General features: G+C 61.2%; 7 protein-coding genes. 5 read left to right on the forward strand and 2 right to left on the reverse strand.

Annotated features, from left to right (window positions below; translation table 11 throughout):
• Positions 1 to 208: 208 nt before the first annotated feature.
• The 5 genes from trhO (at position 209) to ACW9I6_RS27110 (ending at position 6,984) form a co-directional block, all read left to right on the forward strand.
• A complete protein-coding gene (gene trhO, locus ACW9I6_RS27090) occupies positions 209 to 1,153 on the forward strand; it encodes an oxygen-dependent tRNA uridine(34) hydroxylase TrhO (RefSeq protein WP_003216738.1) in 945 nt (314 codons plus the stop codon).
• A gap of 3 nt (positions 1,154 to 1,156) precedes the next feature.
• The gene (locus ACW9I6_RS27095) at positions 1,157 to 1,792 is read left to right on the forward strand and encodes a DsbA family protein (protein ID WP_008433236.1); all 636 of its coding nucleotides are present in this window, start codon (positions 1,157 to 1,159) and stop codon (positions 1,790 to 1,792) included.
• Positions 1,785 to 3,605 carry an ABC transporter ATP-binding protein gene (locus tag ACW9I6_RS27100; RefSeq protein ID WP_003216734.1) on the forward strand — a complete coding sequence of 607 codons (1,821 nt, stop codon included), beginning with the start codon at positions 1,785 to 1,787 and terminating at the stop codon, positions 3,603 to 3,605. The genes ACW9I6_RS27095 and ACW9I6_RS27100 overlap by 8 nt, the downstream gene beginning before the upstream one ends.
• Positions 3,606 to 3,680: 75 nt before the next feature.
• Positions 3,681 to 6,143, forward strand: a complete 2,463-nt coding sequence (locus ACW9I6_RS27105) for an EAL domain-containing protein (protein WP_457340040.1) — start codon at positions 3,681 to 3,683, stop codon at positions 6,141 to 6,143.
• Positions 6,144 to 6,222: 79 nt separating this feature from the next.
• A complete protein-coding gene (locus ACW9I6_RS27110; protein WP_218166164.1) occupies positions 6,223 to 6,984 on the forward strand; it encodes a TenA family transcriptional regulator in 762 nt (253 codons plus the stop codon).
• 21 nt (positions 6,985 to 7,005) lie between these two features.
• Here ACW9I6_RS27110 and ACW9I6_RS27115 read toward each other — a convergent pair whose 3' ends face one another.
• Complete coding sequence (locus ACW9I6_RS27115) at positions 7,006 to 7,932, reverse strand: GGDEF domain-containing protein (RefSeq protein WP_003216729.1); 927 nt, start codon at positions 7,930 to 7,932, stop codon at positions 7,006 to 7,008.
• 168 nt (positions 7,933 to 8,100) lie between these two features.
• Positions 8,101 to 9,375 (reverse strand): MFS transporter, encoded by a 1,275-nt coding sequence (locus ACW9I6_RS27120; protein ID WP_003216727.1) that lies wholly within the window; start codon positions 9,373 to 9,375, stop codon positions 8,101 to 8,103.
• Positions 9,376 to 9,540 lie beyond the last annotated feature (165 nt).

The following is a 9,540-nucleotide window of genomic DNA, read 5'->3' on the forward strand; positions in this document are numbered from 1 at the left end:
TGCCAATCACCGCGATCTTTCTGAAAGGTTGCAACTGCCTGGTTGGGGCCGCTCCGCAGCCCAGCGGGAGCAAGCTCCCTCGCCACAGTAAGAGGCGGTCCATAATCGTCGCCATTTTTGTTAGAATCCGCAACGCGCCGCTCAGTCGGCGCGTTTTTTTTGCATCCGGTTCACCCTTTACGAGGGTAGCCACCTGGAGAGAACACCCATGACTCAACCGATTGTCGTGGCGGCACTGTATAAGTTCGTCACCCTCGAAGATTACGTCGCCCTGCGCGAGCCACTGCTGCAGGCGATGGTCGACAACGGCATCAAAGGCACCTTGCTGATTGCCGAAGAAGGCATCAACGGCACTGTTTCCGGCAGCCGCGAAGGCATTGATGGCTTGATGGCCTGGCTCAAGAACGACCCGCGCATGGACGACATCGACCACAAAGAGTCGTACTGCGACGAGCAGCCGTTCTACCGCACCAAGGTCAAGCTCAAGAAAGAAATCGTGACCCTGGGCGTCGAAGGCGTCGACCCGAACAAGAAAGTCGGCACCTACGTCGAGCCGCAGGACTGGAATGCGCTGATCAGCGACCCTGAAGTGCTGCTGATCGATACCCGCAACGACTACGAAGTGTCCATCGGCACCTTTGAAGGCGCGATCGACCCGAAGACCACCAGCTTCCGCGAATTTCCCGACTACATCAAAGCCAACTTCGACCCGGCCAAACACAAGAAAGTCGCCATGTTCTGCACCGGCGGCATTCGTTGCGAAAAGGCCTCGAGCTATATGCTCAGCGAGGGTTTCGACGAGGTGTATCACCTCAAGGGCGGCATCCTGAAGTACCTCGAAGAGGTGCCGCAGGAAGAAACCAAGTGGCAGGGCGACTGCTTTGTGTTCGACAATCGCGTGACCGTGCGCCACGACTTGAGCGAAGGCGACTACGATCAATGTCATGCCTGCCGCACACCGGTCAGCGTCGAGGACCGTGCATCCGAACACTATGTAGCTGGCATCAGTTGCCCGCATTGCTGGGATAAGCTTTCAGAGAAGACCCGTCGCAGCGCGATCGACCGGCAAAAGCAGATTGAGCTGGCCAAGGCCCGCAATATGCCGCACCCGATTGGCTACAACTACAAGCAATCCCCATCCTCCGAGGCCTGAGCCATGTCCGCACGCCTGCTCTATGTAATGGATCCGATGTGCTCCTGGTGCTGGGGTTTCGCCCCGGTGGCCAAGGCGCTGGTTGAGCAGGCCCAGGCCGCAGGCGTGGAGCTGCACCTGGTGGTGGGCGGCTTGCGCACCGGCAGTGGCGCGGCGCTGGAGCCGACGACCCGGCGCTATATTCTTGAGCATTGGCAGGCCGTGACCGACGCCACCGGCCAGCCGTTCAAGCGTGAAGGTGCGCTGCCTGATGGTTTTGTCTACGACACTGAGCCGGCTTGCCGCGCCGTGGTCACTGCCCGCAGCCTGGCGCCGGATTGCGCCTGGAAACTGCTGGGGCTGATCCAGCAGGCGTTCTACGTCGAAGGGCGCGACGTGACTCGCGCCGACGTATTGGTGGAACTGGCCGAGACCGCCGGCGTGCCGCGTATCGAGTTCGCCGAAGCTTTCGACCGCGCCGACCAGCACGCGGCCACCGCGGCGGATTTCACCTGGGTCCAGGACCTGGGCATCGCCGGTTTCCCGACCTTGCTGGCGGAGCGTAATGGGCAACTGGCGCTGCTGACCAACGGCTATCAGCCGCTGTCCGAATTGGCGCCGCTGCTGAGCCGCTGGCTGGAGCGAGCTGCCTGTGCATGATCAGCCCGATCCCGTTGAGCAACCCAAGCGTGTCGACCGGCTGACCTGGGCGGAAGTCCGCCGCCTGGCGCTGCATCACAAGAAATCCCTGTGGATCGCCAATGGCGTCGCCGTGCTGGCAACCTTGTGCAGCGTGCCGATTCCATTGCTGCTGCCGTTGCTGGTGGACGAAGTGCTGCTGGGCCATGGCGATGCGGCACTGAAGGTGATGAACCACGCATTGCCCTTGGGTTGGCAGAAGGCCGCCGGCTATATCGGCCTGATGCTGCTGGTGACCTTGCTGCTGCGTTGCGGCGCCCTGGTGTTCAACGTGCTGCAGGCGCGGTTGTTTGCGCGACTGGCCAAGGACATCGTCTATCGCATTCGCGTGCGGCTGATCGAGCGCCTCAAGCGCATTTCCCTCAGCGAATACGAAAGCCTGGGCAGCGGCACGGTGACCACGCACCTGGTCACCGACCTGGACACGGTGGACAAATTCGTCGGTGAAACCCTCAGCCGGTTCCTGGTGGCGATGCTCACCCTGGTAGGCACCTCCGGGATCCTGATGTGGATGCACTGGAAGCTGGCGCTGTTGATCCTGCTGTTCAACCCGCTGGTGATCTACGCCACGGTGCAGTTGGGCAAGCGGGTCAAGCACCTGAAGAAGCTGGAAAACGACAGCACATCGCGGTTCACCCAGGCGCTCACCGAAACCCTCGATGCGATCCAGGAAGTGCGTGCCGGCAATCGCCAGGGCTTTTTCCTCGGTCGCCTGGGCCAGCGGGCCCAGGAAGTGCGGGATTTTGCGGTCAATTCCCAGTGGAAAAGCGACGCCTCCAGCCGCGCCAGTGGCTTGCTGTTCCAGTTCGGTATCGACATCTTCCGTGCGGCGGCGATGCTGACGGTGCTGTTTTCCGACCTGTCCATCGGCCAGATGCTCGCGGTGTTCAGTTACCTGTGGTTCATGATCAGCCCGGTGGAACAGTTGCTGAACCTGCAATACGCCTACTACGCGGCGGGCGGGGCGCTGACGCGGATCAACGAACTGCTGGCCCGCGCCGATGAACCGCAATACGCGGGCGGTGCCGATCCGTTTACCGGACGCGAGACCGTCGGCATCGAAGTGCGCGGCCTGAATTTCGGCTACGGCGAGGAACTGGTGCTGGACCAGTTGAACCTGAACATCGCCCCGGGTGAAAAAGTCGCGATTGTCGGCGCCAGCGGCGGCGGCAAAAGTACCCTGGTGCAACTGTTGCTGGGGCTGTATACGCCGCAGGCCGGCAGCATTCGCTTCGGTGGTTCGACCCAGCAGGAAATCGGCCTGGAGACGATTCGCGAGAATGTCTCCGTGGTGCTGCAGCACCCGGCACTGTTCAATGATACGGTGCGCGCCAACCTGACCATGGGCCGCGAGCGCAGCGACCAGGCCTGTTGGCAGGCGCTGGAAATTGCCCAGCTGGATGCGACCGTCAAGGCGCTGCCGCTGGGCCTGGACAGCGTGGTCGGACGCTCCGGCGTGCGCTTTTCCGGTGGGCAGCGTCAACGCCTGGCCATTGCACGGATGGTGCTGGCGGAGCCGAAAGTGGTAATACTCGACGAGGCCACCTCGGCCCTGGATGCGGCAACCGAATACAACCTGCACCAGGCGCTGGCGCGGTTTCTCAGTGGCCGTACCACGTTGATCATCGCCCACAGGCTGTCGGCGGTGAAACAGGCGGATCGGGTATTGGTGTTTGATGGCGGCCATATTGCCGAAGATGGCGACCATCAGCAGTTGATTGCTGATGGTGGCTTGTACGCCAAACTTTACGGACACTTGCAACAAGTGCGGTGATTTAGCCTACGCTGAGCTATCAGGAGCGGTTTTCACTCGCGTGCGTATTTTAGTTGTGCATGTGCAAGGGACCTCATGAAGCAAAAGCAGACTCTCGGAACCCCTCGGTTATTGGGCATTGTGTGGCCTTTTATCGCCGTCGTGCTGTTCCAGGCATTGTTAGGCTGCGTCAGTCTCTACGTACTCTCGGCGGTGCGCGGTTATGTGGCGGGCGAAAGCCTGTGGTCCAAGGGCCAGAAAGACGCGATCTTTTACCTGACGCTCTACGCCGACAGCCGCGACGAAGCCACCTACCTCAAATACCAGAACGCGATTGCCGTACCCCAGGGCGGGCATGAGCTGCGGCTGGCCCTGGACCGCCCGACGCCGGACCTGTCTGCCGCGCGCCAGGGCATCCTCAAGGGCGGTAACCACCCTGACGACGTTTCCAGCCTGATCTGGCTGTACCTCAACTTCCGCCATTTCAGTTACCTGGAAAAAGCCATTGAACTGTGGACGGTGGGCGATGGCTACCTGGTGCAACTGGACGACCTGGCCCAGGAGATGCACCGAGCGATCATGGCCAATCAGGTCAGCGGCAGCGACGTACACCGCTGGAAGCAGCGGATCTTCGCGATCAACGACGGGGTGACGCCGGCCGCGAAAGCCTTCAGCGATGCCCTGGGTGAAGGCTCGCGGATGATTCTGCGCCTGCTGCTGGTGACCAACCTGGCCACGGCACTGGGCTTGATCGTGCTGGCGCTGTTGCGCACCCACAAACTGCTGGCCCAGCGGCATGCGTTTGCCGACGCGCTCCAGTTGGAGAAGGAGCGGGCGCAGATCACCCTGGAGTCGATTGGCGACGGAGTGATCACCACCGATGTCGACGGCGCCATTGCGTATATGAACCCGGCCGCCGAAGCTCTGACCCATTGGAAAGCCGCCCAGGCCCAGGGGCTGCCGCTGGCGGCGCTGTTCAACCTGCTGGACGAAAATGCCCAGGCCGACGGCTTTACCCTGATCGAACACATATTGGGCGGCCAGCTCGGTGGGGGCAGCGAGCACTCCAAGCTGATCCAGCGCCTGGACGGCACCACCGTGTCCGTCACCCTGGTGGGCGCGCCGATCCGCAGTGCCGGCAAAGTCGTCGGCGCGGTGCTGGTGTTGCACGACATGACACAGGAACGCCAGTACATCGCCAACCTGTCCTGGCAGGCCACCCACGACGCCTTGACCGGCCTGGCCAACCGCCGCGAGTTCGAGTTCCGCCTGGAGCAGGTGCTGCACAACGTCGGGCGCCAGCAAACCGGGCGCCATGCCTTGATGTTCCTCGATCTGGACCAGTTCAAGCTGGTCAACGACACCTGCGGGCATGCCGCGGGGGATGAACTGTTGCGGCATATCTGCGCGCTCTTGCAGTCCGACCTGCGTGAAGGTGACACCCTGGCCCGGCTGGGCGGCGACGAGTTCGGCATCCTGCTGGAGAACTGCCCGGCGCCGGTGGCGGAAAAAATCGCCGAAAGCCTGCGCCACACCGTGCAGAGCCTGCACTTTGTGTGGAAGGGCAGGCCGTTTGTCACCACCGTGAGCATTGGCCTGGTGCACATCACGCACGCCCCGACCACCCTGGAGACTTCCCTGCGAGCCGCCGACATGGCGTGCTACATGGCCAAGGAAAAGGGCCGCAACCGGGTGCAGGTGTATCACGCCGATGACTCGGAATTGTCCCTGCGCTTTGGCGAGATGGCCTGGGTGCAACGCCTGCACATGGCGCTGGAAGAGAACCGTTTTTGCCTGTACGCCCAGGAAATCGCGCCCCTTGGGCACACCGAACAGGGGGATGGGCATATCGAAATCCTGCTGCGCCTGCATGACGAGGCGGGGCGGATCATCCTGCCGGACAGTTTTATCCCGGCCGCCGAGCGTTACGGCTTGATGACCTCCCTGGACCGTTGGGTGGTGGAGAACGTGTTCAAGATCATCGCGGGCTGCATGCGTGAGCGCCCGGGCCGGCCCATGGCCATGTGTGCGATCAATCTGTCAGGCACTACCATCGGCGATGAGGACTTTCTTGGGTTCCTGCGTGAGCAATTCATTGCCTATGGCATTCCACCGGAAATGATTTGTTTTGAAATTACAGAAACCAGCGCTATAGCGAATTTGGGTAGTGCGATTCGTTTTATCAACGAGCTCAAAGAGTTAGGGTGCCATTTCTCCCTGGATGACTTCTGCGCCGGGATGTCCTCGTTCGCATATCTTAAACATTTACCTGTAGACTTCTTGAAGATCGATGGAAGTTTCGTAAAGGATATGCTGGACGACCCGATTAACCGCGCTATGGTCGAAGTGATCAATCACATCGGTCATGTCATGGGTAAGCGCACAATTGCCGAATTTGTCGAGACACCCCAGATCGAACAAGCCTTGCTTGAGATCGGGGTCGACTACGCTCAGGGATACCTGATCGAGCGACCGCAGTTGTTTACCTTTGATAGTTTGCAGTGTCGACCTGTGCGACCGCAGCCTCTGTTATTCAAGGCGCCTGGCACGTTCCGATGAAACATTTGCTGGTCTGTACATATCACAAATCAAAAGGAGCCCGACAGTGATCGACACATTCAACAGAACCGGCCCGCTTATGGAAGCCTCAAGTTACCCCGCCTGGGCGCAACAGCTGATCCAGGACTGTAGCGAGAGCAAGCGTCGCGTTGTCGAACACGAACTGTACCAGCGCATGCGCGATAACAAGCTCAGCGCCAAGACCATGCGCCACTACCTGATTGGTGGCTGGCCGGTGGTTGAACAGTTTGCGTTGTACATGGCACAGAACCTCACCAAGACCAAATTTGCCCGCCATCCTGGGGAGGACATGGCGCGCCGCTGGCTGATGCGCAATATTCGCGTGGAACTCAACCACGCCGATTATTGGGTGCATTGGGCCCGCGCCCATGGTGTCAGCCTGGAAGAATTGCAGGCACAGGAAGTGCCGCCGGAGCTGCATGCACTGAGCCACTGGTGCTGGCACACCAGCTCGGCCGATTCGCTGATTGTCGCGATTGCCGCCACCAACTACGCCATCGAGGGGGCCACTGGGGAGTGGTCCGCCGTGGTGTGTTCCACCGGCGTCTATGCCGCGGCTTTCCCTGAGGAAGACCGCAAGCGCGCGATGAAGTGGCTGAAGATGCATGCCCAGTACGATGACGCACATCCCTGGGAAGCCCTGGAAATCATCTGCACCCTGGCCGGCATGAACCCGACCAAGGAACTGCAGGTAGAGCTGCGCCAGGCGGTCTGCAAGAGCTACGACTACATGTACCTGTTCCTGGAACGTTGCATGCAGCTGGAAAAGTCGGTGGCCGCCCCCCGCAAACAACCGGCCCTGGTTGCCAGCGAGGCGTAAACGGGGTGATGGCGGGGTAAATTACCCCGCCATTGCCAGCCGATTGCGGCCTTCACGCTTGGCCACATACAAGGCACTGTCCGCCCGGCGCAACAGGCTCTCGGCGGACTCTCCCGCCAGCAAGGTCGAGCAGCCCAGGCTCACCGTCAATTCGATCCGCTCATCATCCGCCCAATAATCCTGGGCCTGTGCCGCCTGGCGCAGGCGCTCGCCGACCATCGATGCCGCGTCCCGGCCGGTGTTGGACAGCAGGATCAGAAACTCTTCCCCGCCAAACCGGAACACCATGTCCACATTGCGCAGCTGGCTCTTGATCGAGGCGGCGACGGCCTTGAGCACCTTGTCGCCCGTGGCATGGCCGTGGCTGTCGTTGATGTGCTTGAAGTGGTCGATGTCCAGCATCAGCAAGGACAGGGGTTGCAGGTGCCGGCGAGCCATGTCGATTTCCCGTTGCAGGGTCTGGTCCATGGCGATGCGGTTACCGGTTTCGGTCAGTGGGTCGCGCAGGGCACTGCGAGTCGCCGCACGGTAGAGCAGGGCATTGCGCATCGGGTAGAGCAAGGTGGCCAGCAGCGATTCCAGGTTGGCCAGTTCGTCTTCGAGAAAGCGTTGGTTGCGCCGAAACACCAGTTCGCCAAGGTGCTCGCCTTCATGGCTGAGGGCATAGCTCACCGAATGATGGCCGCGGTGACCGTACTCCAGGCGCAGGTCGCTGGCTTCGTGGCGGTATTGCAGGGCGTCCAGCGGCACCAGGCGTTGGATCTCGCGGAAGAACAACGCAAGGATATGCTCCGGCTCCAGGCTGGTTTGCAATTGCATGCCCAGTTGCTGGCGAAGTTGCTCAACCGTCGCGGGGCGTCGTGTAAGAAGGGAAGGCTGACCAAAGCCCAGGCGTTGCAATTTGGCGCTGTCGAAGTCAATTGCGTTGGTCTGGGTCGGTGTTTTCATAAGCGAATGAGCCTCTAAGCACAAAACTGTCTTACAGGCTGGGTGAGAGCGTCGTACTGTTCCTTCAGTTCCGTAGGACTGACGTACAGTCTAGCCCGGTTTACCTAAGGGTATAACTGCCGCACGTCTTATAGCCGGGGCCGCGTCGCCGCGGGCCCCGGGTTGGGCTTATTGTTTTTGCGGGTCGAACTGCTTGTCACGGATAAACAGCGCTGGAATTACGCCGCAGATAAAGTACGCGCCGCCCATGACCAGGAATCCCACGCCAATCGAGCCATGGGACGCCAGGAAACCAATGGCTGCCGGTGCCACCGCCGCGCCGATTCGGCCAATGTTGTAGGCGCCGCCCACTGCCGAGCCGCGAAATTTCGCTTCGAAGCTTTCGGTCATGTAGGTCGCATTCACGCCGTAGGGGATGCCGTACAGGAAACCGAACACAATCAGCATCCACAGGATGTTGTCCGGGCTCTGGAACAGCACGATCACCGGCAGGAAAATCGCCGTGCCCAGCGCGCCGACGGCGAACACCAGGCGCCGGCCCAGGCGGTCTGCCGCGAGCCCGGCGAGGATCTTGCCGAAAATCATCGCCGCGTAGGTGCCGACCATGTAGCTGGTCATCGACTTGAAGTTCATCCCCAGCTCGCCTTCCAGGTATGACGGCATCCAGTTGTTCACGCCGTAGTAGCCGAACTGCAGGAAGCCTGCGGTCAGCGCCCAGAGGATAAACATGCGGCTGGCTTTCGGGTCGCTGAAGATCAGCTTGAACATGCCGTCGGGTTTCTTCGCCGACACGCGCTTGATGCCTTCGGCCTTTTCCCGGGCACGTTCGGCCTGGGCCTTGATCCAGGCTTGCGGCTCCGGCACCAGGCGTTGCATCAGTACGGCGAGGATCACCGGGATGATCGCCACGTAGAACAACCAGCGCCAGCCGTGGTTCGGCAGGATCCAGCCGGCGAGCAGGGTGGCGACGATGTAGCCCACTGACCAACCGGCCTGCAAGGTGCCGAGCACGGTGGTGCGATAGCGGGTCGGCACGTATTCGGCCATCAGGGTGTTGCACGCGACATACAGCGCGCCGAGGCCCAGGGACGCGAAGAAACGGGTGCTCGCGAACTGCCAATAGCTGTGGGTCATGCCCAGGATCGCCGTGCCGGCGGAGAACAGCACGATGCTCCAGACCACGGTTTTCACCCGGCCAAAACGGTCACAGGCCCAACCGCCGTAAATCCCGCCGATGGCCATCCCGGCCAGGGTGAAGCTGCCCAGGCTGCCGGCTTCGACGCTGGTCAGGCCGAACTCGGCCTTGAGGCTGCTGAGGCTGTAGGACAGCAGCATCAAGTCGGCACCGTCGATCAGCAGGCCGAGGAAGCAGAAGATGAATACGATGATCCACAGTTTGTTTTGCGCGGGCGACAACGCACCCGCCGAAGCGGCGACTTCCATAGCGATACCTTGTTGTAGTTGTTAGGGCACAAGTTATGGGTGTTGCGGTAATGCGGTTGGAACACGGTCAAAATGTGGGAGCGGGCTTGCTCGCGAAAACGGAGTGTCAGTTCACTCCTCCCATGTCCTACCTCCCCCCCTCCCCACCCCACCCCCCCCCCCCCC

The sequence above is a fragment of the Pseudomonas sp. SDO5522_S412 genome, assembly GCF_054071215.1.

What these genes read in the sequence shown, in the direction of transcription:
- trhO (WP_003216738.1), top strand. Translation starts at nt 209, where the DNA reads ATGACTCAACCGATTGTCGTGGCGGCACTGTATAAGTTCGTCACCCTC.
- ACW9I6_RS27095 (WP_008433236.1), top strand. Translation starts at nt 1,157, where the DNA reads ATGTCCGCACGCCTGCTCTATGTAATGGATCCGATGTGCTCCTGGTGC.
- ACW9I6_RS27105 (WP_457340040.1), top strand. Translation starts at nt 3,681, where the DNA reads ATGAAGCAAAAGCAGACTCTCGGAACCCCTCGGTTATTGGGCATTGTG.
- ACW9I6_RS27120 (WP_003216727.1), bottom strand. Translation starts at nt 9,375, where the DNA reads ATGGAAGTCGCCGCTTCGGCGGGTGCGTTGTCGCCCGCGCAAAACAAA.
- ACW9I6_RS27110 (WP_218166164.1), top strand. Translation starts at nt 6,223, where the DNA reads ATGGAAGCCTCAAGTTACCCCGCCTGGGCGCAACAGCTGATCCAGGAC.
- ACW9I6_RS27115 (WP_003216729.1), bottom strand. Translation starts at nt 7,932, where the DNA reads ATGAAAACACCGACCCAGACCAACGCAATTGACTTCGACAGCGCCAAA.